The organism is Streptomyces sp. NPDC058052 (assembly GCF_042885515.1).
GTDB lineage: Bacteria > Actinomycetota > Actinomycetes > Streptomycetales > Streptomycetaceae > Streptomyces.
The window spans coordinates 84,163-106,394 of record NZ_JBHVRX010000029.1; the positions used below are offsets into that span (position 1 = coordinate 84,163).

23 protein-coding genes are annotated in these 22,232 nt (G+C 71.9%); 16 read left to right on the forward strand and 7 right to left on the reverse strand.

Going from position 1 to position 22,232, the window contains the following annotated elements; genetic code table 11:
- Positions 1-107 precede the first annotated feature (107 nt).
- Together ACFVU3_RS31030 and ACFVU3_RS31035 are read left to right on the forward strand one after the other, a co-directional pair.
- Positions 108-1,235 carry a ferrochelatase gene (locus ACFVU3_RS31030; RefSeq protein ID WP_390071432.1) on the forward strand — a complete coding sequence of 376 codons (1,128 nt, stop codon included), beginning with the start codon at positions 108-110 and terminating at the stop codon, positions 1,233-1,235.
- Positions 1,236-1,246: 11 nt separating this feature from the next.
- Entirely contained in the window at positions 1,247-2,056 is an 810-nt protein-coding gene (locus ACFVU3_RS31035) for an inositol monophosphatase family protein (RefSeq protein ID WP_390071434.1), read from the forward strand.
- Positions 2,057-2,138: 82 nt separating this feature from the next.
- Here the strand turns inward: ACFVU3_RS31035 and ACFVU3_RS31040 are convergent, their stop codons facing one another.
- Positions 2,139-2,321 (reverse strand): hypothetical protein, encoded by a 183-nt coding sequence (locus ACFVU3_RS31040; RefSeq protein WP_356728754.1) that lies wholly within the window; start codon positions 2,319-2,321, stop codon positions 2,139-2,141.
- A gap of 369 nt (positions 2,322-2,690) precedes the next feature.
- Here ACFVU3_RS31040 and ACFVU3_RS31045 point away from each other — a divergent pair, with 369 nt between their 5' ends.
- From ACFVU3_RS31045 to ACFVU3_RS31060, 4 genes are all read left to right on the forward strand, one after another.
- Positions 2,691-3,344 (forward strand): response regulator transcription factor, encoded by a 654-nt coding sequence (locus ACFVU3_RS31045; RefSeq protein ID WP_189852678.1) that lies wholly within the window; start codon positions 2,691-2,693, stop codon positions 3,342-3,344.
- Between the two features lie 4 nt (positions 3,345-3,348).
- Entirely contained in the window at positions 3,349-4,587 is a 1,239-nt protein-coding gene (locus ACFVU3_RS31050) for a sensor histidine kinase (RefSeq protein WP_390071436.1), read from the forward strand.
- Between the two features lie 396 nt (positions 4,588-4,983).
- On the forward strand, positions 4,984-5,280 hold the full coding sequence (locus ACFVU3_RS31055) for a DUF4193 domain-containing protein (RefSeq protein WP_003955561.1): 297 nt from the start codon (positions 4,984-4,986) through the stop codon (positions 5,278-5,280).
- A gap of 13 nt (positions 5,281-5,293) precedes the next feature.
- Positions 5,294-6,358: a hypothetical protein gene (locus tag ACFVU3_RS31060; protein ID WP_390071438.1), complete on the forward strand. Its 1,065-nt coding sequence runs from the start codon at positions 5,294-5,296 to the stop codon at positions 6,356-6,358.
- 55 nt (positions 6,359-6,413) lie between these two features.
- Here the strand turns inward: ACFVU3_RS31060 and ACFVU3_RS31065 are convergent, their stop codons facing one another.
- On the reverse strand, positions 6,414-6,929 hold the full coding sequence (locus ACFVU3_RS31065) for a DUF3093 domain-containing protein (RefSeq protein WP_390071440.1): 516 nt from the start codon (positions 6,927-6,929) through the stop codon (positions 6,414-6,416).
- Positions 6,930-6,987: 58 nt separating this feature from the next.
- Between ACFVU3_RS31065 and ACFVU3_RS31070 the strand changes: the two genes are divergently transcribed.
- The 8 genes from ACFVU3_RS31070 to ACFVU3_RS31105 all read left to right on the forward strand — a co-directional run bounded on the left by ACFVU3_RS31070 (position 6,988) and on the right by ACFVU3_RS31105 (position 14,554).
- Positions 6,988-7,572: a PaaI family thioesterase gene (locus ACFVU3_RS31070; RefSeq protein WP_390071442.1), complete on the forward strand. Its 585-nt coding sequence runs from the start codon at positions 6,988-6,990 to the stop codon at positions 7,570-7,572.
- On the forward strand, positions 7,572-8,084 hold the full coding sequence (dut, locus tag ACFVU3_RS31075) for a dUTP diphosphatase (RefSeq protein ID WP_390071444.1): 513 nt from the start codon (positions 7,572-7,574) through the stop codon (positions 8,082-8,084). The genes ACFVU3_RS31070 and dut overlap by 1 nt, the downstream gene beginning before the upstream one ends.
- 1 nt (position 8,085) lies before the next feature.
- Entirely contained in the window at positions 8,086-8,853 is a 768-nt protein-coding gene (locus ACFVU3_RS31080; RefSeq protein WP_390071445.1) for a DUF3710 domain-containing protein, read from the forward strand.
- A gap of 335 nt (positions 8,854-9,188) precedes the next feature.
- A complete protein-coding gene (locus tag ACFVU3_RS31085; protein WP_390071468.1) occupies positions 9,189-9,857 on the forward strand; it encodes an ABC transporter ATP-binding protein in 669 nt (222 codons plus the stop codon).
- Positions 9,858-9,991: 134 nt separating this feature from the next.
- Positions 9,992-12,538 (forward strand): ATP-binding protein, encoded by a 2,547-nt coding sequence (locus ACFVU3_RS31090; RefSeq protein WP_390071447.1) that lies wholly within the window; start codon positions 9,992-9,994, stop codon positions 12,536-12,538.
- 129 nt (positions 12,539-12,667) lie between these two features.
- Positions 12,668-13,354, forward strand: a complete 687-nt coding sequence (locus ACFVU3_RS31095; protein WP_390071449.1) for a response regulator — start codon at positions 12,668-12,670, stop codon at positions 13,352-13,354.
- A gap of 45 nt (positions 13,355-13,399) precedes the next feature.
- Positions 13,400-13,798 carry an OB-fold nucleic acid binding domain-containing protein gene (locus ACFVU3_RS31100; protein ID WP_078868359.1) on the forward strand — a complete coding sequence of 133 codons (399 nt, stop codon included), beginning with the start codon at positions 13,400-13,402 and terminating at the stop codon, positions 13,796-13,798.
- Between the two features lie 3 nt (positions 13,799-13,801).
- A complete protein-coding gene (locus tag ACFVU3_RS31105; protein WP_390071451.1) occupies positions 13,802-14,554 on the forward strand; it encodes a DUF3159 domain-containing protein in 753 nt (250 codons plus the stop codon).
- A gap of 112 nt (positions 14,555-14,666) precedes the next feature.
- On the opposite strand, the gene ACFVU3_RS31110 is transcribed toward ACFVU3_RS31105, so the two are convergent.
- Both ACFVU3_RS31110 and ACFVU3_RS31115 read right to left on the reverse strand, forming a co-directional pair.
- Positions 14,667-15,341, reverse strand: a complete 675-nt coding sequence (locus ACFVU3_RS31110) for a TrkA family potassium uptake protein (RefSeq protein ID WP_169094115.1) — start codon at positions 15,339-15,341, stop codon at positions 14,667-14,669.
- Complete coding sequence (locus ACFVU3_RS31115; protein ID WP_390071453.1) at positions 15,341-16,009, reverse strand: potassium channel family protein; 669 nt, start codon at positions 16,007-16,009, stop codon at positions 15,341-15,343. Before ACFVU3_RS31115 ends, ACFVU3_RS31110 begins: the two co-directional genes overlap by 1 nt.
- 234 nt (positions 16,010-16,243) lie before the next feature.
- On the opposite strand from ACFVU3_RS31115, the gene ACFVU3_RS31120 reads away from it, so the two are divergent.
- A complete protein-coding gene (locus tag ACFVU3_RS31120) occupies positions 16,244-18,295 on the forward strand; it encodes an APC family permease (protein WP_390071455.1) in 2,052 nt (683 codons plus the stop codon).
- Positions 18,296-18,355: 60 nt separating this feature from the next.
- Positions 18,356-19,684, forward strand: coding sequence for a class I SAM-dependent RNA methyltransferase (locus tag ACFVU3_RS31125; protein WP_390071457.1), 1,329 nt, complete (start codon positions 18,356-18,358; stop codon positions 19,682-19,684).
- A gap of 686 nt (positions 19,685-20,370) precedes the next feature.
- On the opposite strand, the gene ACFVU3_RS31130 is transcribed toward ACFVU3_RS31125, so the two are convergent.
- The 3 genes from ACFVU3_RS31130 to ACFVU3_RS31140 form a co-directional block, all read right to left on the reverse strand.
- On the reverse strand, positions 20,371-21,072 hold the full coding sequence (locus ACFVU3_RS31130; RefSeq protein ID WP_390071458.1) for a hypothetical protein: 702 nt from the start codon (positions 21,070-21,072) through the stop codon (positions 20,371-20,373).
- Positions 21,069-21,653: a hypothetical protein gene (locus ACFVU3_RS31135; protein ID WP_390071460.1), complete on the reverse strand. Its 585-nt coding sequence runs from the start codon at positions 21,651-21,653 to the stop codon at positions 21,069-21,071. The genes ACFVU3_RS31130 and ACFVU3_RS31135 overlap by 4 nt, the downstream gene beginning before the upstream one ends.
- 98 nt (positions 21,654-21,751) lie before the next feature.
- The gene (locus ACFVU3_RS31140) at positions 21,752-21,940 is read right to left on the reverse strand and encodes a hypothetical protein (protein ID WP_390071461.1); all 189 of its coding nucleotides are present in this window, start codon (positions 21,938-21,940) and stop codon (positions 21,752-21,754) included.
- Between the last annotated feature and the right edge of the window lie 292 nt (positions 21,941-22,232).

Here is a 22,232-nt window from a genome sequence, read left to right on the forward strand (position 1 = left end):
CGTGTAATTAACAGCTAAAGCCTAAGGGTTCGAAGCCCCGGGGTCACCCCCGAATTCCGGACGGGCCGCGCCCCGGGCCGCCGGCGGCGGGTGGCAGGATCGGTGCCATGTCCGATCAGCACGATCCCGCCCCGTACGACGCCCTGCTGCTGCTCTCCTTCGGCGGTCCCGAGGGCCCGGACGACGTCGTCCCGTTCCTGGAGAACGTGACGCGCGGCCGCGGCATCCCCAAGGAGCGGCTCAAGGAGGTGGGGCAGCACTACTTCCTCTTCGGCGGCGTCAGCCCGATCAACGACCAGAACCGCGCGCTGCTCGACGCGCTGCGGACCGACTTCGCCGAGGCCGGCCTCGGCCTGCCGGTCTACTGGGGCAACCGCAACTGGGCCCCGTACCTCACCGACACCCTCCGCGAGATGGTCCACGACGGCCGCCGCCACATCGCCGTCCTCGCCACCAGCGCGTACGCCTCCTACTCCGGCTGCCGCCAGTACCGCGAGAACCTCGCCGACGCGCTCGCCACGCTGGAGGGCGAGGGCCTGCCGCTGCCCCGGGTCGACAAGCTCCGCCACTACTTCAACCACCCCGGCTTCGTGGAGCCCATGGTGGAGGGCGTCCTCGCCTCCCTCGCCGAGCTCGACGACGCCGTCCGGGACGGCGCCCACCTCGCCTTCACCACCCACTCCATCCCGGACTCCGCCGCCGACTCCTCCGGCCCGGTCGCCGACCACGGCTCCGGTGGCGCCTACGTGCGCCAGCACCTCGACGTCGCCCGGCTCGTCGCCAGCGCGGTGCGCGAGCGGACCGGCGTCGACCACCCCTGGAAGCTCGTCTACCAGTCCCGCAGCGGCGCCCCGCACATCCCGTGGCTGGAACCGGACATCTGCGACCACCTGGAGGAGCTGCGCGACGCCGGCGCCCCCGCCGCCGTCATGGTGCCGATCGGCTTCGTCTCGGACCACATGGAGGTCCTGTACGACCTCGACACCGAGGCCACCGCCAAGGCCGCCGAGCTGGACCTCCCGGTCCGCCGCTCCGCCACCGTCGGCGCCGACCCCCGCTTCGCCGCCGCCGTCCGCGAGCTGCTCCTGGAGCGCGCCGCCGCCGAGCGCGGCACGCGCGCGGAGCGGTGCGCGCTGGGCGCCCTCGGCCCCTCGCACGACCTCTGCCCGATCGGCTGCTGCCCGGCCCGCGCCGAGCGCCCCGCCGCCGCCGGCGCCGACAGCCCCTACGCCTGAGGAGCCACGCAGTGACCCCCGCACCCGCCCCCCTGCCCGCCGAGCTGCTCGACCTGGCCCTGGAGGCCGCGCGGCGGGCCGGCGCCCTGCTGCGCGACGGCCGGCCCGAGGACCTCGCCGTCGCCGCCACCAAGACCAGCGCCATCGACGTCGTCACCGAGATGGACATCGCCGCCGAGAAGCTGATCACCGGCTTCCTCGCCGAGCACCGCCCCCAGGACGGCCTCCTCGGCGAGGAGGGCGCCGCCACCCCGGGCACCAGCGGCGTCCGCTGGATCATCGACCCCCTCGACGGCACCGTGAACTACCTCTACGGCCTGCCGTCCTGGGCGGTCTCCATCGCCGCCGAGCTCGACGGCGAGACCGTCGTCGGCGTCGTCGAGGCCCCGCTGCGCGGCGAGACCTTCCGGGCCGTCCTCGGCGGCGGCGCGTACCTGGGCGAGCGCCGGCTCGCCGTCCGCACCGCGCCCCCCTTCGACCAGGCCCTGCTGGGCACCGGCTTCGGCTACGTGCAGTCCCGCCGCGCCCACCAGGCCGAGGTCGTCCGGGAGGTCCTGCCGCTGGTCCGGGACATCCGGCGCGGCGGCTCGGCCGCCATCGACCTGTGCGACGTGGCGGCCGGCCGGCTCGACGCGTACTACGAGCGGGGCCTCAACCCCTGGGACCACGCCGCAGGGGCCCTGATCGCCCGCGAGGCGGGCGCGCGCACCGGCGGGCGCCCCGGAGAGCCCGAGTCCGGCGAACTGGCCGTAGCGGCCCCCGAGGGGCTCTTCGAGCCCCTCCAGGAGCTGCTCGACCGGCTGGGCGCCTGGCACGACTGAGACCGGCCCCCGGACATGACGGTGCCCCGGAGCCTGCCGGCTCCGGGGCACCGTCATGCCGCTCCCGGGGGAGCGGCCGCGCTCAGGCGCTCTGCGCGCAGACCGGCGCGACCTCCACGCCGTGCTCCGCGGCCAGGCGATGCAGGTCCTCCAGCTCGGCCTGCTCGACCTCCGCGAGGTACTCGTCGCCGGTCTCGCGGGCCCGCGTGAGGTCGGACTGCGTGGTCCTGATGCGGTGCAGCAGCCCTGCGGTGAAAGCGTCCATGCGCCCCTCCTCGTGGGTCCGGCGGCACGGGGGTGTGCCGAGGGTGGGTGGATCACACACTGTCCGCTCCCGGGGGACGGAAGAGCCGTGGGCGTGCCACTTACAGGGCGTGATCGCGGGGTGTGCACTGCTCCTCCCCACCCCTCCGCGCACGGAAACCTCAACTGGCCCGCGCGTCAGGTGAATTCTTCGTGCCCCCGTCCGCGCCCCCGCCCCGGGGCCCCCGCCGCGCCGGGGCCGGGCACGGTCGGGCACCGCCGCCTTACAGCCGGTTTACGCGCGTACGGGGCAGGATGGACACGCACAGTCAGTGTTCAGAACTGCCCACCGGTCCACCCCGACCGGAGCGCCGAAGGAAGGAAGAACGACGTGCGTGTACTCGTCGTCGAGGACGAGCAGCTGCTCGCCGATGCGGTGGCCACCGGACTGCGCCGGGAGGCCATGGCCGTCGACGTCGTGTACGACGGCGCCGCCGCCCTGGAGCGCGTCGGGGTCAACGACTACGACGTCGTCGTCCTCGACCGCGACCTGCCGCTGGTCCACGGGGACGACGTCTGCCGCAGGATCGTCGAGCTGGGGATGCCCACCCGCATCCTGATGCTCACGGCCTCCGGCGACGTCAGCGACCGGGTCGAGGGCCTGGAGCTGGGCGCCGACGACTACCTCCCCAAGCCCTTCGCCTTCACCGAGCTCACCGCGCGCGTGCGCGCCCTCGGGCGCCGCACCTCGGTGCCGCTGCCGCCGGTCCTGGAGCGGGCCGGCATCAAGCTCGACCCCAACCGCCGCGAGGTCTTCCGGGACGGCCGCGAGGTCCAGCTCGCGCCCAAGGAGTTCGCCGTCCTGGAGGTCCTGATGCGCTCCGAGGGCGCCGTCGTCTCGGCGGAGCAGCTCCTGGAGAAGGCGTGGGACGAGAACACCGACCCGTTCACCAACGTGGTCCGGGTCACCGTCATGACCCTCCGCCGCAAACTGGGCGAGCCGCCCGTCATCGTCACGGTCCCCGGCTCCGGCTACCGGATCTGACCCGATGGCCGCCACCTCGGCGCCGCACCCGCAGGCGCCACCGAAACCCACCTGGGACCCCCGGGACCCCGTCAGGCCGCTGCTCCGGCCCACGATCCGGATACGGCTCACGCTGCTCTACGGCGGCATGTTCCTGATCGCCGGCATCCTGCTGCTCTCGATCATCTACCTCTTCACGGCGCAGAGCCTGACCGACAGCGTCGCCACCCTGCCGTTCAAGATCGTCGAGGGGCAGGTCCAGCCCACCACCGCGGAGTGCGTGCTGCCCGACAAGGGCACCGGCGAGCAGTTCAACGCCGCCGTCTCCATCTGCCTCCGCCACCAGACCGACCTGGCCCTGCAGGACCTCCTGCGCCGCTCGCTCTTCGCCCTGCTCGGGCTGAGCATCATCGCCTTCGCCTTCGGCTACGCCATGGCCGGCCGGGTGCTCTCGCCGCTCGGCCGGATCACCCGGACCGCCCGCCAGGTGGCCGGCTCCGACCTGGCCCGGCGGATCGAGCTGGACGGCCCGGACGACGAGCTGAAGGAGCTGGCGGACACCTTCGACGAGATGCTGGACCGCCTGGAGCGGGCCTTCACCGCCCAGCAGCGCTTCGTCGCCAACGCCTCGCACGAGCTGCGCACCCCGCTGGCGATCAACCGCACGCTCCTGGAGGTCCACCTCTCCGACCCCGGGGCGCCGGTGGAGCTCCAGCAGCTCGGCAAGACCCTGCTGGCCACCAACGAGCGCAGCGAGCAGCTGGTCGAGGGCCTGCTGCTGCTCGCCCGCAGCGACAACCAGATCATCGAGCGCAAGCCCGTCGACCTCGCCGAGGTCGCCGAGCGGGCGGTCGACCAGGCGCACGCCGAGGCCGTGGCGAAGGGCGTGGACATCCGCGGGGAGCGGGGCCCCGCGGTCGTCCAGGGCAACGGCGTCCTGCTGGAGCGGATCGCCCTGAACCTGCTCCAGAACGCCGTGCGGTACAACGTCCCGGACGGAGGCTGGGTGGAGGTCACCACCGAGGCCCAGCACGGTCAGGCGGTGCTCGTGGTGTCGAACACGGGCCCGGTGGTCCCCGCGTACGAGATCGACAACCTCTTCGAGCCGTTCCGCCGCCTCCGCCAGGAGCGGACCGGCAGCGACAAGGGCGTCGGCCTCGGGCTGTCGATCGCGCGCTCGGTGGCCCGGGCGCACGGCGGACGCATCAGCGCGGAACCCCGCGAGGGCGGTGGCCTGGTGATGCGTGTCACTCTGCCGATCTGACAGACTGCAGGGGCGGAGCCCGATCTGTTCGCTTTGAGCGGAATTCCGGGACCCCCGTCCCGAGACGGGCATGTGTGATCGATCACAAGCGCGAGTGCCCGAAGGATCGCGCTCCGTGACCGTGAATTCCGGGGGAAAACCCGGAAAAGTCCGGGTTTCCCGGGCGCCGGGCGGCGGAAAGTACACGGGGTGGCGGCTCACCCGGGCGGTCCCAGGACCGTGTACGGTCCGCATCGCCACTCGTACCCGATCACTCGTGAGAGCGCGGGACGGGTGTCGATTGAGTAACAGACCTTGATGTGAGGCAAAATCTGCGCCTCAGGTCGGGCACAAGTCCGACCTCTCACGCGTTACGTGCGCTGAGACACCCGCAACCACCCAGAGGGGGAGAGCGACATGGCAACGGATTACGACACCCCACGCAAGACCGACGACGACGTCGACTCGGACAGCCTCGAGGAGCTCAAGGCTCGTCGGAACGACAAGTCGACCTCCACGGTCGACGTCGATGAGTTCGAGGCCGCCGAGGGCCTGGAACTCCCGGGCGCCGATCTCTCGAACGAAGAGCTGGCCGTCCGGGTCCTGCCCAAGCAGGCCGACGAGTTCACCTGCATGAGCTGCTTCCTCGTGCACCACCGCAGCCAGCTGGCGCGCGAGAAGAACGGCCAGCCGATCTGCCGCGACTGCGACTGAGTCAGGCGCGGCCGTGGCAGGCGACACACCGTCCCGGAAGCGGCGTCTGAGGCTTCCCGTGAAGCCCCGGACGTACAAGGGCGGCACAGGCCCGACGGAGGGCGCCCAGGAGGCTCCCGACGCCGTGCAGGCCGCCCCCCTGCCCTCCCTCGGCGTGGCGGACGACGAGCGAGGCCCCACGGCCTCGCTCGCAGCTGCCGGCGTCCCGGGACAGGGCGAGGCACCGCTCCCCGCGGAGCGGGACCCCGAAGGCCCCTCGGACCCCGAGGTGCCCGAGGACCGTGACGCGAGCCGTCACGGAAGGCTGGACGCCGTCAGGCGGCTGGCCAACCCGGCACGCGCGCAGCTCGACCGCATCAAGATCGACGCCTCGCGCATCGACGCCGTCCGCCGCAGCGTGGAAGGCGTCAAGCAGGGCGTGAAGCGGAGCGGCGACGGAGCCAAGGCGGGCATCGGCTATCTGGCCGACCGCCTGATCGACCTGGCCCCGCGCGTCCCCGTCCGCGACCTCGCGACCCTGCGCAAACAGTTCCCCGGGCTCGGCCCCGAGGAGCTGGCCGACAAGCTGGTCCTCGGCGCGGCCAACGCCAGCTCGACCGTCGGCGCGGGCATCGGCGCCGCCGCCATGCTCCCCGTACCGCCGGCCATGCCGGCCGAGCTGGCAGCGGAGATCACCGGCGTCGCGGCGATCGAGCTCAAGCTCATCGCCGAACTCCACGAGGTCTACGGCCTGCGGCCGCCCGGCACCCTGCCCCAGCGCTCGGCCGCCTACCTGACCTCCTGGGCCGAGGAGCGGGGCATCGACCCCACCAAGCCCACGACGATCAACGCGGCCCTCGGCGGACAGCTCAAGCGCGAACTGCGCCAGCAGATCATGAAGCGCATGGTGCGCAACCTGCCGAACCTCACGCCGTTCATGGTGGGAGCGGCCGTCGGCGCGGTCATGAACCGCCGCGACACCAAGAAGCTCGCCGGGCACATCCGCAAGGACCTCAGAGCCCGCCAGGTGCCCTGGGACAGACTGGCCGGACTGCCCCCGCTGGAACGGCCCGAGAACCCCAGGGAACTGGGCTTCTAGACCGCCCCGGGCCGCCTGGAGCGGCCCCGGGACGGACACTCCGGGAGCGGAGGGCTCAGCCCTCCGCCCGCACCGCCTCGACCGCCGCCGCCAGACCCTCCGGGTCACGGCTCGACAGGTACAGGTACGGCGTCGGGTCGGCCGGGTCCGTCACCACGATCCGCACCGCCCGGGGCACGTAGCTGCGCAGCAGCATGAAGGCGCGCGGATCGGCCTTGTGCGTGCGCCAGGCGCGCGCCTCCTCCTCGTCCAGCACCTCGACCGCGCCCAGCGCCGACACCGGCACCCGGGCGTCGCCCGCCACCAGCGAACCGGCCACCACGCGGATCCGGGCCGAGCCGTACGAGGACGCCGCCACACCGGCCGCCACACCCGCAGCGATCAGGCCGCCCAGCAGCGGAACCGTCCCGAACGGGAACATGATCAGACCGCCGGAGAGCGCCAGCAGCCCGACGATCACCCACCAGGAACCGGGCACGGTCAGCCGCTCGTCGAAGCGCGGCGCCGCCGGGGACGCGGGAGTCTCGGGGGAGGGGGCCCCGGACGGGGAGGACGGTGCGGAAGGCTGCATGCCCCCAAGCTTGGCACGGCGCGACCGGCGCCCGGCCGCGCGGGTAAGGTCTGCGCCTGTGACTGCAACATCTGCCGCCCTCACCCCGCCGGCCGACGCCGTGGCGCCGACCCGCCATCCGGACGCGCCCGCCCCCGGCGAGCCGCTCGGCTCGCACTACGGCCACTGTTTCGGGTGCGGCGAGGGACAGCCCCACGGCCTCCACCTGGACGCCCGCGCGGGCGACGGCGTGACCGTCACCGCCGAGTTCACCGTCACCGCCGACCACCAGGGCGCCCCCGGGCTCGCCCACGGCGGCGTGCTCGCCACCGCGCTCGACGAGACCCTCGGCTCCCTGAACTGGCTGCTCCGCGTCATCGCCGTGACCGGCCGCCTGGAGACCGACTTCCGCCGGCCCGTGCCGGTCGGCACCGTGCTCCACCTCCAGGCCGAGGTCACCGCCGTCCACGGCCGCAAGATCTACTCGACCGCCACCGGCCGCATCGGCGGCCCCGACGGCCCCGTCGCCGTCCGCGCCGACGCCATGTTCGTCGAGGTGAAGGTCGACCACTTCATCGACAACGGCCGGCCGGAGGAGATCCAGGCCGCCATGTCCGACCCCGACCAGGTCCGGCGCGCCCGCGCCTTCGAGGTGAACCCCTGATGCGCCCTCCCGTCGACGTACTGATCCGCCGGGTCGACCCGGACGTGCCGATCCCGGCCTACGGCCACCCCGGCGACGCCGGCGCCGACCTCGTCACCACCGAGGCCGCCGTCCTGGCCCCCGGAGAGCGCGCCGTGCTGCCCACCGGGGTCTCGATCGCCCTCCCCGACGGCTACGCCGCCTTCGTCCACCCCCGCTCCGGACTGGCCGCCCGCTGCGGAGTCGCGCTCGTGAATGCCCCGGGGACGGTGGATGCCGGGTACCGTGGAGAGATCAAGGTGATCGTGGTCAATCTCGACCCGCGCGAGAGCGTGCGGTTCGAACGGTTCGACCGGATTGCCCAACTGGTCGTCCAGCAGGTCGAGAAGGTGCGCTTCCACGAGGTGGCGGAGCTTCCCGGCTCGGCGCGGGCCGAGGGGGGCTTCGGGTCCACCGGCGGTCATGCCGCCGTGGACGGCACGACGGGTGGGAATCGATACGCTTCGGCCGTATCCGACCGGGAAGGACAGTGACGTGTTCGGACGTCGCAAGAAGAGCGGTGCCGCCGACGAGGCGGGCGAGGCCGAGCAGGTCGTCGACGCCGTGACCGGCGAGGACGCCGCGGACGCGGCCGACCAGCCGCGCAGGGCGAACCTTCCGCCGGCGCCCCGGCCCGACGGCCCCTGGGACATCTCCGAGGTCGCCAAGCCCGAAGAGGGCCGCGTCGACCTCGGCGGTCTCTACGTGCCCGGTGTCGAGGGCATGGAACTCCGCGTGGAGGTGGCCGGTGACGCGATCGTCGCCGCGACCATCGTGCTGCGCGACAGCGCCGTGCAGCTCCAGGCGTTCGCGGCGCCCAAGAAGGAGGGCATCTGGGGCGAGGTCCGCGAGGAGATCGCCACCGGCATCGTCCAGCAGGGCGGCGTCATCGACGAGGTCGAGGGCCCGCTCGGCTGGGAGCTGCGCGCGCAGGTCCCCGTCCAGCTGCCCGACGGCAACCGCGGCGTGCAGATCGTGCGCTTCGTCGGCGTCGACGGCCCGCGCTGGTTCCTGCGCGGTGTCATCTCCGGCCAGGGCGCGGTCCAGCCCGAGGCGGCCGGTCTCCTGGAGCAGATCGTCCGGGACACCGTGGTGACCCGCGGCGAGGGCCCGATGGCCCCGCGCGACCCGATCGTCCTCAAGCTGCCGAACGACGCCCAGATGGTGCCGGACGGCGTCCAGCAGGAGGAGCAGGCCGGTTCCCGCTTCTCCGGCGGCATGGGCCAGCTCCAGCGCGGCCCGGAGATCTCCGAGATCCGCTGACGCACCCGGGAACCCTTCGGGACACCCGGTCCGGTGGGCCGCCGACCGTACGCACGACGTACGGACGGCGGCCCACCGGTCTGTTCCGGGGCGCGCGGCGACCGGCGGCCGCAGGCCCGTACCCCTTCCTGACCTGCATCGACCGGGGCCGGCCGTCCGAAGTGCGGGGTGGCCCGTCCGAAGATCGGGCGGGCTCGGGGGCGCCGGGCTCTGGTCTCGGCGGCGGGCGCCGACCATACTGGCCTGCGCACGTGTTCGAGGAGGGGGAGCGCAGGGTGAGCGAGAACAGCACGCAGTCCGCGACGGCCGTCGTCGAGGACCCCGCCGGAAGGCCGATGATCCGCGTCGAGGAGGTGCGCCGGTCGTTCGGCGAGGGCGAGGCCGCCGTCCACGCCCTCAAGGGCGTCTCCTTCGACATCCCCCGCGGCGAGCTGGTCGCCCTCAAGGGCCGCTCCGGCTCCGGCAAGACCACCCTCCTCAACCTCGTCGGCGGCCTCGACAGCGCCGACGGCGGCCGGATCGTCATCGACGGCACCGACCTCTCCACCCTCGGCGAGGAGGGCCTCCTGGAGCTGCGCCGGGACCGGATCGGCTTCATCTTCCAGTCCTTCGGCCTGCTGCCCATCCTCTCCGCCGCCGAGAACGTCGGCGTCCCGCTGCGGCTGCGCAAGGCCGACCCCGCCGAGCGCGAGGAGCGGGTCGCCCTGCTGCTCGCCCTCGTCGGCCTCGCCGACCACGCCAACCAGCGTCCCGGCGAGCTCTCCGGCGGCCAGCAGCAGCGCGTCGCCATCGCCCGCGCCCTCGCCAACAAGCCGGCCCTGCTCATCGCCGACGAACCGACCGGCCAGCTCGACGCCGAGACCGGCCTCGCCGTGATGCAGCTGCTCCGGGCCGTGGTCCGCAGCGAGGGCTGCACCGCCCTCGTCGCCACCCACGACCACCAGCTCCTCGGCCTCGCCGACCGGGTCCTCGAACTCCGCGACGGAGAGATCGCCGAGGTCTGACCCCGCCCCCGCCCGCACCCCCGGGGGCGCGCCGCGCCCCCGGCACCGGGACCCGCATCAGAATCACGTCAATACCGCACCGGGGTGTTCCTCCGCGTGCGGAATGTCCGATCGGCCGGACGTATGGTCGGTCCATGGGACGTGGCAAGCTTCGGATCTACCTCGGCGCGGCACCCGGCGTCGGCAAGACGTACGCGATGCTGGCCGAGGCCCACCGCAGGGTGGAGCGCGGCACCGACTGCGTCGTCGGCTTCGTGGAGCACCATGGCCGGCCGCGCACCGAGGTGATGCTGCACGGCCTGGAGCAGCTGCCCCGCCGCGAGATCGAGTACCGGGGCGCCGTCTTCACCGAGATGGACGTCGACGCCGTCCTCGCCCGCCGGCCCGCCGTCGCCCTCGTCGACGAACTCGCCCACACCAACGTCCCCGGCTCCCGCAACCCCAAGCGCTGGCAGGACGTGGCCGAACTCCTCGCCGCCGGCATCGACGTCGTCTCGACCGTCAACATCCAGCACCTCGAATCGCTCGGTGACGTCGTCGAGGCGATCACCGGCGTCCGGCAGCGCGAGACCGTCCCCGACGAGATCGTCCGCCGGGCCGACCAGATCGAACTGGTCGACATGTCGCCCGAGGCGCTGCGCCGCCGCATGGCGCACGGCAACATCTACACCTCCGACAAGGTCGACGCGGCCCTCTCCAACTACTTCCGCCCCGGCAACCTCACCGCCCTGCGCGAGCTCGCCCTCCTCTGGACCGCCGACCGCGTCGACGAGTACCTCCGCCAGTACCGGGGCGAGCACAACATCCGCTCCACCTGGCAGGCCCGCGAGCGGATCGTCGTCGGCCTCACCGGCGGACCCGAGGGCCGCACCCTGATACGACGGGCCACCCGGCTCGCCGAGAAGGGCGCCGGCGGGGAGGTCCTCGCCGTCTACATAGCGCGCAGCGACGGCCTCACCGCCGCCTCGCCCAAGGAGCTGGCCGTCCAGCGCACCCTCGTCGAGGACCTCGGCGGCACCTTCCACCACGTCATCGGCGACGACATACCGACCGCCCTCCTGGAGTTCGCCCGCGGGGTGAACGCCACCCAGATCGTCCTCGGCTCCAGCCGCCGCCGCACCTGGCAGTACGTCCTCGGCCCCGGCGTCGGCCAGACCGTCGCCCGCGAATCCGGCCCCGACCTGGACGTCCACATCGTCACCCACGGCGAGGTCGCCAAGGGGCGCGGCCTCCCGGTCGCCCGCGGCGCCCGCCTCGGCCGCTCCCGGATCCTCGGCGGCTGGCTCGTCGGCGTCGCCGGGCCCGTCGCCCTCGCCCTGCTCCTCACCCACACCGACGCGGACCTCGGCCTCGCCAACGACATGCTGCTCTTCCTGGCGCTCACCGTCGGCGCGGCGCTGCTCGGCGGCTTCCTGCCGGCGCTCGCCTCGGCGGCCGTCGGCTCCCTGCTGCTCAACTGGTTCTTCACCCCGCCGATCCACCGGATCACCATCGCCGACCCGCTGAACATCGTCGCCATCGCGGTCTTCTTCGGCGTCGCCATGGCCGTCGCCTCCGTCGTCGACCTCGCCGCCCGCCGCACCCACCAGGCGGCCCGGCTGCGCGCCGAGTCCGAGGTGCTCTCCTACCTCGCCGGCAGCGTGCTGCGCGGCGAGACCAGCCTCGACGCCCTCCTCGAACGGGTCCGCGAGACCTTCTCCATGGAGTCCGTCGCCCTGCTGGAGCGCGCCGACGGCGCCGAGCCCTGGAACCAGGCCGCCACCGTCGGCCCCCACCCCGCCCTCCGGCCCGAGGACGCCGACGTGGACATGCCGGTGGGCGACCACCTCGCGCTCGCGCTCAGCGGCCGGGTGCTGCCCGCCGAGGACCGCCGGGTGCTGGGCGCCTTCGCCGCGCAGGCGGCCGTCGTCCTCGACCGGCAGCGGCTGGTCGGCGAGGCCGAGGAGGCCCGCAAGCTCGCCGAGGGCAACAAGATCCGCACCTCGCTGCTCGCCGCCGTCAGCCACGACCTGCGCACCCCGCTGGCCGGCATCAAGGCGTCCGTCTCCTCGCTCCGCTCCGACGACGTCGAGTGGTCCGAGGAGGACCGCGCCGAACTCCTCGAAGGCATCGAGGCCGGCGCCGACCGCCTCGACCACCTCGTCGGCAACCTCCTCGACATGTCCCGCCTCCAGACCGGCACCGTCACCCCGCTCATCCGCGCCGTCGACCTCGACGAGGTCGTCCCGATGGCCCTGGGCGGCGTCCCGGACGGCAGCGCCGAGGCCGACGTCCCCGAGACCCTGCCCATGGTCGAGGTCGACAAGGGCCTCCTGGAGCGGGCCGTCGCCAACATCGTCGAGAACGCCGTCAAGTACAGCCCCGACGGCGTCCCCGTCGCCGTCGCCGCCAGCGCCCTCGGCGACCGCGTCGAGCTCCGGGTCGTCGACCGCGGCCCCGGCGTCCCCGACGAGTCCAAGGACGGCATCTTCGAGCCCTTCCAGCGCTTCGGCGACGCCCCGCGCGGCTCCGGCGTCGGCCTCGGGCTCGCCGTCGCCCGCGGCTTCGTGGAGGCCATGGGCGGCACCCTCAGCGCCGAGGACACCCCGGGCGGCGGCCTCACCATGGTCCTGACCCTGCGGGCGACCGGCGGAGGCGCCCCGCCGCCCGCCGCCGACCTCCCGGCCCACGTCGTGAGCTGAGCCCGCCCCGTACTCGCACCCGCCCCGTACGTGTACCTGTAGTACCGAGCCACCCGCCCCGCCCCGCCCCGCCCCGCCCGCTCCCCGCAACCGCACCCGCACCCGCACAGCAGAAGGAAGGCCCCCGACATGACCCGGGTCCTCGTGGTCGACGACGAGCCGCAGATCGTCCGCGCCCTGGTGATCAACCTCAAGGCGCGGAAGTACGAGGTCGACTCCGCCCCCGACGGCGCCACCGCCCTCAAGCTCGCCGCCGAACGCCACCCCGACGTCGTCGTCCTCGACCTCGGCCTGCCCGACATCGACGGCGTCGACGTCATCAAGGGACTGCGCGGCTGGACCCGGGTCCCGATCATCGTCCTCTCCGCCCGCCACACCTCCGACGAGAAGGTCGAGGCGCTCGACGCCGGCGCCGACGACTACGTCACCAAGCCCTTCGGCATGGACGAGCTCCTCGCCCGGCTGCGCGCCGCCGTCCGCCGCGCCGAGCCCGTCGGCGGTGCCGAGGACGGCGTCGTCGTGATCGAGACCGAGGACTTCACCGTCGACCTCGCCGCCAAGAAGGTCCACCGCGACGGGCGCGACGTCCGGCTCACCCCCACCGAGTGGCACCTCCTGGAGGTCCTGGTCCGCAACGGCGGCCGGCTGGTGAGCCAGAAACAGCTCCTCCAGGAGGTCTGGGGGCCCTCGTACGGCACCGAGACCAACTACCTCCGGGTCTACATGGCGCAGCTCCGCCGCAAACTGGAGACCGACCCCTCGCATCCCCGTCACTTCGTCACCGAACCGGGCATGGGGTACCGCTTCGAACGTTGAACCGGGGATCTTCCCGCCGGAGCCGCGGCCGGTACGCTTTTGGGTATGAGTGCTGCACCCCGTACCGACAAGCCGGCAGGCCGGTTCCGCCGGATGCTCGACCGGCTCTCCTCCTCGCCGGAGGACCTGGAGTCGGAGGAGCTCCAGGAGGACACGGCGGCCTCGGGCTGCACGCGGATCTCCGACTGTTCCGACCGCCAGATCGTCAAGGTGACTGGTACCTTGCGCACGGTCACCCTGCGCCCCCGGGCAGGTGTCCCCGCCCTGGAGGCCGAACTCTTCGACGGCACGGCGCCGCTCGACGTCGTCTGGCTGGGCCGGCGCTCCATCGTGGGCATCGAGCCGGGCCGCAAGCTGATCGCCTCCGGCCGGATCTCCATGAGCCACGGCCGGCGGGTCCTCTTCAACCCCAAATACGAGCTCCGACCGCTCGGACAGGAGTAGCCGGTGACGTCCGTCGACAAGCCGACCACCGCACCGCCGACCCCGGACCAGAACGCCCGGACCGACAAGGCGGTGACCGAGGCCGCGCTCTTCGAGGCGTTCGGCGGCATCCGGGGCATGGTCGAGACCGTCCTGCCCGGACTGCTCTTCGTCACGATCTACACGATCAACAAGGACCTGCGCGGCTCGGCCATCGCCGCGCTCGCCATCTCCCTCGTGCTCGTCGTCGTCCGGCTCGTCCGCCGCGACACCGTCAAGCACGCCTTCAGCGGCGTCTTCGGCGTCGGCTTCGGCGTCGTCTTCGCGATGATGACCGGCAACGCCAAGGACTTCTACCTCCCCGGCATGCTGTACACGCTGGGCCTCGGCCTGGCGTACATCATCACCACGCTCGCCGGCGTCCCGCTCATCGGCCTCATCCTCGGCCCGGTCTTCAAGGAGAACCTCTCCTGGCGGACCCGGAACCCCGGCCGGAAGAAGGCGTACGCCAAGGCCAGCTGGGCCTGGGGCCTGATCCTGCTCGCCAAGTGCGCGATCCTCTTCCCGCTCTACTGGTGGGCCGACACCACCCAGCTCGGCTGGGTCCTCGTCGCGCTGAAGATCCCGCCCTTCCTGCTCGCCGTCTACCTCACCTGGGTCTTCCTCGCCAAGGCGCCGCCGCCGATCGACGTCTTCGCCGAGATGGAGGCGGAGGAGAAGGCCGAGAAGGAGCGCGAGGCCGCCGCCCGCGCCGCCGGGGGACAGGACGCCCCCTAGGCCCACACCCGGGTCCTCACGGATCCCGCCGGGGCGGCCCGGGAACGCGCACGTACGGGGAAGGGCCCGGGACCAGTCGCTGGTCCCGGGCCCTTCCCCGTACGGTACGGCTCTACTCCGCCGGCTCCCGGCGGACCTGGAGCAGCTCCTCCAGCTGCTCCTCGCGGGCCTGCGCGGCCACGAACAGCAGCTCGTCACCGGCCTCCAGCGTCTCCTCGGGGCTCGGCGTCAGCACCCGCGAACCGCGGATGATCGTCACCAGCGAGGTGTCCTGCGGCCAGGCGACCTCACCCACCTGCGTACCGGCCACCGCCGACTCCGGCGGCAGCGTCAGCTCCACCAGGTTGGCGTCGCCGTGGCTGAAGCGGAGCAGCCGGACCAGGTCGCCGACGCTCACCGCCTCCTCCACCAGGGCCGACATCAGACGCGGGGTGGAGACGGCGACGTCCACGCCCCACGCCTCGTTGAACAGCCACTCGTTCTTCGGGTTGTTCACCCGGGCGACCACCCGGGGCACCCCGTACTCGGTCTTCGCGAGCAGCGAGACGACCAGGTTCACCTTGTCGTCGCCGGTGGCCGCGATGACCACGTTGCAGCGCTGGAGCGCCGCCTCGTCCAGCGAGGTGATCTCACAGGCGTCGGCCAGCAGCCACTCCGCCTGCGGCACCCGCTCCACCGAGATGGCGGTCGGCGCCTTGTCGATGAGCAGGACCTCGTGGCCGTTCTCCAGGAGCTCGCCCGCGATGGAACGGCCCACCGCACCCGCGCCCGCAATCGCGACCCGCATCAGTGACCGCCCTCCTCAGGACCCTCGGCGAAAGCCTCCTCGACCTTCGCGATCTCGTCCGTCCGCATCATCACGTGCACCAGGTCCCCCTCCTGGAGCACCGTCTGGGACGTGGGGATGACCGCCTCGCCCAGCCGGGTGAGGAAGGCGACCCGCACGCCGGTCTCGTCCTGGAGCCGGCTGATCTTGTGGCCGATCCAGGCCGGGGACGTGTGCACCTCGGCGAGCTGGACGCCGCCGCTCGGGTCGCTCCACAGCGGCTCCGCGCCCGAGGGCAGCAGCCGGCGCAGCATCTGGTCGGCGGTCCAGCGGACCGTCGCCACCGTGGGGATGCCCAGGCGCTGGTAGACCTCGGCACGCCGCGGGTCGTAGATGCGCGCCGCCACGTTCTCGATGCCGAACATCTCGCGGGCCACCCGGGCGGCGATGATGTTGGAGTTGTCGCCGCTGCTCACCGCGGCGAAGGCCCCCGCCTCCTCGATCCCCGCCTCGCGCAGTGTGTCCTGGTCGAAGCCCACGCCGGTGACGCGCCGGCCGCCGAAGCCGGAGCCCAGGCGGCGGAAAGCCGTCGGGTCCTGGTCGACGACGGCGACCGTGTGGCCCTGCTGCTCCAGGGTCTGCGCGAGAGCGGCGCCCACTCGCCCGCAGCCCATGATGACGATGTGCACGTCCCCTTACCCCGCACTCCTGATCGCCCTACTGACCTGCGAAAACACCCTGCTCACAACTTTCCTCGCCCGATCGGCCCGGGCCGTGGCGGACAACACCCTGCCGGGTTGCCCGGTCCGAGCTTAAGCGGCAACGCTGGCCGGGACCGCATCCGAGGTGATACTCAGGGAGATTCGGTGCCCATCGGGGGTGCCGGTGCGCGTGGCTCTTTTCGAACGCTTACGATCCTCTGCGTGTCCAAACTGACCGACGTGCCCAAACGGATCCTGATCGGGCGGGCCCTGCGCAGCGACAAGCTGGGAGAGACCCTCCTCCCCAAGCGGGTCGCCCTCCCCGTCTTCGCCTCCGACCCGCTGTCCTCGGTGGCGTACGCGCCGGGCGAGGTCCTCCTCGTCCTCTCCGTCGCCGGTCTGTCGGCCTACCACTTCAGCCCGTGGATCGCGCTGGCCGTCGTCGTCCTGATGTTCACGGTCGTCGCCTCCTACCGGCAGAACGTCCACGCCTACCCGAGCGGCGGCGGCGACTACGAGGTCGCGACCACCAACCTCGGGCCGAAGGCCGGACTCACCGTCGCGAGCGCCCTGCTCGTCGACTACGTCCTCACCGTCGCCGTGTCGATCTCCTCCGGCATCGAGAACCTCGGCTCCGCGATCCCCTTCGTCGTCGAGCACAAGGTGGCCTGCGCCGTCGGCGTGATCATCCTCCTCACCGTGATGAACCTCCGCGGTGTGAAGGAGTCCGGCAGCCTCTTCGCCATCCCGACGTACGTCTTCGTCTTCGGCGTCTTCTGCATGATCCTCTGGGGCGCCTGGAAGGGCATCGTCCTCGACGAGACCATGAAGGCCCCCACGGCCGACTTCGAGATCAAGCCCGAGCACCAGGGACTCGCGGGCTTCGCCCTGGTCTTCCTGCTGCTCCGCGCCTTCTCGTCCGGCTGTGCCGCCCTCACCGGTGTCGAGGCCATCTCCAACGGCGTCCCCGCCTTCCGCAAGCCGAAGTCGAAGAACGCCGCCACCACCCTCGCGCTCATGGGCGGCCTCGCCGTCACCATGTTCTGCGGCATCATCTTCCTGGCCATGGCCACCGACGTCCGGATGGCCGAGAAGCCCGCCGAGGACCTGCTCCACAACGGGGTGCCGGTCGGCGAGGGCTACGTCCAGGACCCGGTCATCTCCCAGGTCGCGGCCGCCGTCTTCGGCGACGGGACGTTCTTCTTCGTCCTGCTCGCCGCCGCCACCGCGCTCGTCCTCTTCCTGGCCGCCAACACGGCGTACAACGGCTTCCCGCTCCTCGGCTCGATCCTCGCCCAGGACCGCTACCTGCCGCGCCAGCTCCACACCCGCGGCGACCGCCTCGCCTTCTCCAACGGCATCGTCCTCCTCGCCGGCGCCGCCGCCCTCCTCGTCTGGGTCTACGGCGCGGACTCCACCCGCCTGATCCAGCTGTACATCGTCGGCGTCTTCGTCTCCTTCACGCTCAGCCAGATCGGCATGGTCCGGCACTGGAACCGGCACCTGCGGACCGAGCGCGACCCCGCCAAGCGCCGCCACATGATCCGCTCCCGCGCGATCAACGCCTTCGGCGCCTTCTTCACCGGCCTCGTCCTCGTCGTCGTCCTCGCCACCAAGTTCACCCACGGAGCCTGGGTCGCCCTCCTCGGCATGGTGATCTTCTACGTGACGATGACCGCCATCCGGCGCCACTACGACTCCGTCTCCGAGGAGATCGCCGCCGCCGAGCAGCGCCCCGACGAGTACGTGCGCCCCTCCCGGGTCCGCTCGATCGTCCTCGTCTCCAAGCTCCACAAGCCCACTCTCCGGGCCCTCGCCTACGCCAAGCTCCTCCACGCCAACGAGCTGGAGGCGCTCACCGTCAACGTCGACCCGGCGGAGACCAAGGCGCTCAAGGAGGAGTGGGAGCGGCGCGGCATCAACGTGCCCCTGAAGATCCTCGACTCGCCGTACCGCGAGATCACCCGCCCGGTCATCGAGTACGTGAAGAACCTCCGCAAGGAGAGCCCGCGCGACGCCGTCTCGGTCTACATCCCCGAGTACGTCGTCGGCCACTGGTACGAGCACCTGCTCCACAACCAGTCCGCGCTCCGCCTCAAGGGCCGGCTCCTCTTCACCCCGGGCGTCATGGTGACCTCCGTCCCGTACCAGCTCCAGTCCTCCGAGGCCGCGAAGAAGCGGGCGCGCAAGCGCCAGGAGTGGAACGCGCCGGGCTCGGTCCGCCGCGGCCCGGTCGAGAAGGCCAAGAAGGAACCGACGGCGAAGAACAACTAGACTGGTGGGCTGCCGTTGCACACGGCAGCCCACTCTCTTCTTCCTCTGGAGTCCCCGGTCATGCAGAACACCCCTGTTACGTCGCTGGTCGGGGCGGAGTACGAGGTAGAGGTCGGCCCGGTCGCCCACGGCGGCCACTGCATCGCCCGCACGGACGCCGGCCGCGTCCTGTTCGTCCGCCACGCGCTGCCCGGCGAGCGGGTCGTCGCCCGCGTCACCGAGGGCGAGGAGACCTCCCGCTTCCTGCGCGCCGACGCCGTCGCCATCCTCGAACCCTCCAAGGACCGCGTCGAGGCCCCCTGCCCCTTCGCCGGCCCCGGCAAGTGCGGCGGCTGCGACTGGCAGCACGCCAAGCCCGGCGCGCAGCGCCGCCTCAAGGGCGAGGTGATCGCCGAGCAGCTGCAGCGGCTCGCCGGCCTCACCCCCGAGGAGGCCGGCTGGGACGGCACCGTCATGCCGGCCGAGGGCGACAAGCTCCCCGCCGGCGAGGTCCCGCAGTGGCGCACCCGCGTCCAGTACGCCGTCGACGCCGAGGGCCACGCGGGCCTGCGCAAGCACCGCTCCCACGAGGTCGAGATCATCGACCACTGCATGATCGCCGCCCAGGGCGTCTCCGAGCTGGGCATCGAATCCCGCACCTGGGAGGGCATGGCCACCGTCGAGGCGATCGCCGCCTCCGGCTCGAACGACCGCCAGGTCATCCTCACCCCCCGCCCCGGCGCCCGCCTCCCGCTGGTCGAGCTCGACAAGCCGGTCTCCGTGATGCGCGTCGACGAGAAGGACGGCGGCGTCCACCGCGTCCACGGCCGCGCCTTCGTCCGCGAGCGCGCCGACGAGCGCACCCACCGCGTCGGCAGCGGCGGCTTCTGGCAGGTCCACCCGAAGGCCGCCGACACCCTCATGAAGGCCGTCATGCAGGGCCTCCTCCCGCGCAAGGGCGACACCGCCCTCGACCTCTACTGCGGCGTCGGCCTCTTCGCCGGCGCCCTCGCCGACCGCGTCGGCGAGCAGGGCGCCGTCCTCGGCATCGAGTCCGGCAAGCGCGCCGTCGAGGACGCCCGCCACAACCTCGCCGACTTCCCCCGCGTCCGCATCGAACAGGGCAAGGTCGAGTCCGTCCTCCCGCGCACCGGCATCACCGAGGTCGACCTCATCGTCCTGGACCCGCCCCGCGCCGGCGCCGGCAAGCAGACCGTCCGCCACCTCGCCGGCCTCTCCGCCCGCCGCATCGCCTACGTGGCCTGCGACCCGGCCGCCCTGGCCCGAGACCTCGGCTATTTCGCGGAGTCCGGCTACCGCGTCCGGACCCTGCGGGCGTTCGACCTGTTCCCGATGACGCACCACGTGGAGTGCGTGGCGATCCTGGAGCCGGTGAAGAAGGGCGCCTGACCTGCAGTTTCGCGGGTGCGCGGTATGTGCCGGGTGGGCGTTACGGGCGATGTCCTGACGCTGAGACGACGCTCGTGACGCTCATTTGACGCTCGTTCTGATGGGGTGTCAGGTCAGGGCTGGGTCGCTCAGGTTCGTTCCCCTCCCCGTCCCGCTGACTACGCAAGGCGTCTTCTCCGTCCACTGGGTGGCGCTGGGCGTTGTGGCGGCCTCCTTACGACTGAGAGCCCCGTCCCGCGTGTGTTCGGATGCCGCACGCGCTCCTCTACGAGCCCTCGGTCGCCCGTTCCGACACGGGCGACCAGGTGCTGATGGCCAGGGCGCGGGGATGGCTCCGTGCCGACCGCGCTGATGATCAGGGGCACAGAGGGGCGTCATCTTCGGGCCGAATCGAGTGCTTGGGGGCGGTCAGCGGCCGCCCCTGAACTTCCTCCGAAGCTTGGGAGTCGAACACGCGGTCCCACGCGCCGGCTGTGCCGCTCCTCCGATTGTCATTGAGGAACTGCGCGTAACCGAAGAAAGCTTTCCGTCTTGCTCTTCGCAGGACTCGAACCTGCGGCCAAGCGCTGAGAAGGCACTCGGTGGATGGGGGAGCGGGGTGGCGCTGACCTGCACGGACGTACTCGGTCGCCGGCCACTCCCGAAAACTCCGGACGTTTTCGGGAAGTCCGCGCTCGTCCGGGTTCTTACCAATGGGTGAAGTCGTAGACGCCTGCGGGAGCATAAGGGTCTTGGGCGGGGGAGCGGTTGCATGCGAGCTCGTCGGGGACGAGCGAGGGCAGGGCGGCCATGAGGGCGGTATTGCCGACGCGTACGCGACCGGTTTCGTCGTAGAGGGACACGTCGAGTCCGAGAGGGCCGACGATGCCGGGCGTGGTGACGTACAGGCGCGCGATGGCGCGGTCCTGTAGCAGGAAGCCGTCCAGCCGGAGACGGGCGCCGCCCTCCGGCTCGGCAGGGAGTTGGATCATGGAAGCGGCGGCATGGAGGGCGTCTCCGGTGTCGAACGTCATGGAGTCGAGGGCTTCGAGGATGCGCGGTCGGGCGTCGGCGAGCGGGATGCCCGTGGGGTCGGTTCCGGCGGGCGCGGGTGGAGGGGCGAGGACCTGCCGGAAGGCTCCGATCAGGTGGGACCAGGGGATATTGCCGCCCTGTGGGTAGGTCAAGGGGAGGTCGTATGCCACGGAGTTCTCCAGCGCGTGGCCGTCCCACAACACGACTCGGGTGACGCCCTGTCGTTCAGGCGGAGGCAGGCAGCCCCGAACGAGAACTGCACCGGCCCCACCGGAGAGAGGCGGCACCGTGAAGCGGATCAGTCGGCGCACCAGGATGCGGTGGAGGTCGGCCAGCCCTTCGGGGTCCCCCTTTGGGAGCAGTTCCTCGCTCACGTCTGGTTGACTCCGTCGGGGCACCGGTTGCGGGCGACATTGCGGCAGTAGGCCGTGATGACCCCGATCTTCGCTCTCCTGTCGATGAGCGAGTATTGCGCGTCCGCTGTCTGCCAGTGGTACTGGACGATGATGCGGATATGGGCGACCTTGCGGGGGAGGACGAACGGATTGCTGCTGGTCTTGACGAGGGCGCCGTCGTAGACGAGCCTGTGCGGCTGCTCTTTGCTCTTCGTCGGGTTTCTGGTGTTGCCGATGATCGTCTTGATGACGTCGGGATCGGTGATGTTGTGCCGTCCCGAGAAGTGCTTCCAGCCCAGCGTGCCGTTTCCCACGCGAGTCGGCACGACCCTGCCGCTCTTGTCCTTGCTGTTGAACTTCAGTGCGGCCCAGCCCGGGCCCGCGGCCGCGAGGGTGCTGCCGGTGGTTCGAGGCGTCGAATCGGCCGGCGGGGGTCGCAGCTCATGCCTGTCGAGCATTTCTTGGTATTGCTCGTCCGACATGATGGCCAGTTTCTCCGGCCCGTCCACGGCATGCGCGGGAGCCCCGCAGAGCAGGAGGGCTGTGGCGACGGTGAACATGCTGAGGCGAATCAAAGGGAAGCCTTTCGGCGGCGGTGTCTCATTGCTTTCTCACGGTAACTCTAAGTAGTCGATCGTGTGTGGATTGGTTCGCCACGTCACGCCGAAGTGCGGATCGCCCTCTCGCGCAGTTCCTGGGCCTCCGGGACTCCGTCGTACCGGCGGAGGCGGACGCGCATGTCCTGGAGGGCGGCGTGGACCTTGACGGAGCGGATGCCGTCGGCGCAGTCGAGGAAGTCACGCCAGGTGGCCAGGGCTCCGTCGACGTCGCCTTGGCGGAGGCGCACGGCTCCTAGGTCGCCGAGGCAAACGAGAATCATGCCAGATCCGTGTGCCCAGCGGCCGGGGGAGTAGTGGGCGGCCGGGAGTCTCCGGCTGCGGCGGCCGGCTTGCCGATGGAGGTCTCGGCCAGGGGGAGGCGCGTGGTGGCCGTGCGGCGGCCTCGTAGTATGCGATGGCGCGCGGGTTGTCGTTGCGACAGCCTTTAGAGGTCCTAACAAAGGCGTTGGACATGACGGTGGGTGATCAGGCAGGCCGCGAGGCCCAGGAAGGCTTCGTGGATGTCGTCACGCCGTTCCC

Bases quoted from the DNA above. Each gene is read 5' to 3' on its own strand.
- ACFVU3_RS31030 (WP_390071432.1), top strand. From the start codon at position 108: ATGTCCGATCAGCACGATCCCGCCCCGTACGACGCCCTGCTGCTGCTC.
- ACFVU3_RS31040 (WP_356728754.1), bottom strand. From the start codon at position 2,321: ATGGACGCTTTCACCGCAGGGCTGCTGCACCGCATCAGGACCACGCAG.
- ACFVU3_RS31050 (WP_390071436.1), top strand. From the start codon at position 3,349: ATGGCCGCCACCTCGGCGCCGCACCCGCAGGCGCCACCGAAACCCACC.
- ACFVU3_RS31055 (WP_003955561.1), top strand. From the start codon at position 4,984: ATGGCAACGGATTACGACACCCCACGCAAGACCGACGACGACGTCGAC.
- ACFVU3_RS31065 (WP_390071440.1), bottom strand. From the start codon at position 6,929: ATGCAGCCTTCCGCACCGTCCTCCCCGTCCGGGGCCCCCTCCCCCGAG.
- dut (WP_390071444.1), top strand. From the start codon at position 7,572: ATGCGCCCTCCCGTCGACGTACTGATCCGCCGGGTCGACCCGGACGTG.
- ACFVU3_RS31085 (WP_390071468.1), top strand. From the start codon at position 9,189: ATGATCCGCGTCGAGGAGGTGCGCCGGTCGTTCGGCGAGGGCGAGGCC.
- ACFVU3_RS31090 (WP_390071447.1), top strand. From the start codon at position 9,992: ATGGGACGTGGCAAGCTTCGGATCTACCTCGGCGCGGCACCCGGCGTC.
- ACFVU3_RS31095 (WP_390071449.1), top strand. From the start codon at position 12,668: ATGACCCGGGTCCTCGTGGTCGACGACGAGCCGCAGATCGTCCGCGCC.
- ACFVU3_RS31100 (WP_078868359.1), top strand. From the start codon at position 13,400: ATGAGTGCTGCACCCCGTACCGACAAGCCGGCAGGCCGGTTCCGCCGG.
- ACFVU3_RS31110 (WP_169094115.1), bottom strand. From the start codon at position 15,341: ATGCGGGTCGCGATTGCGGGCGCGGGTGCGGTGGGCCGTTCCATCGCG.
- ACFVU3_RS31125 (WP_390071457.1), top strand. From the start codon at position 18,356: ATGCAGAACACCCCTGTTACGTCGCTGGTCGGGGCGGAGTACGAGGTA.
- ACFVU3_RS31135 (WP_390071460.1), bottom strand. From the start codon at position 21,653: ATGTTCACCGTCGCCACAGCCCTCCTGCTCTGCGGGGCTCCCGCGCAT.